A 258-nucleotide genomic window follows, 5' to 3' on the forward strand; every position below is an offset into this window, starting at 1 on the left:
CCGTCCTGCCCGACGGCAGACAGATCAACTATCTGTATTACGGCAGCGGCCACCTGCACCAAATCAGCCTCGACGACGAAGTCATCTCCGACCTCGAGCGCGATAAGCTACACCGCGAAATCTTCCGCACACAAGGTAAACTCGCCAGCCGCTACGAACTCGATCCCTTAGGCCGTCTGAAAAGGCAAATCGCCATCCTTAACGATTTGACCGAAGGCGGCAAAGGCAAAACCAAAGTAGCGGCGGCTTATGCAGTCA

1 pseudogene is annotated in these 258 nt (G+C 55.4%); it reads left to right on the top strand.

Annotation, left to right across the window (positions count from 1 at the left end):
• Window positions 1-258, top strand: a pseudogene (locus ACTHS4_RS12115) (RHS repeat protein); the annotation flags it as partial.

Origin of the sequence: Neisseria sp. P0014.S009 (assembly GCF_051958155.1) — a bacterium.
GTDB classification, from domain to species: domain Bacteria; phylum Pseudomonadota; class Gammaproteobacteria; order Burkholderiales; family Neisseriaceae; genus Neisseria; species Neisseria flavescens_C.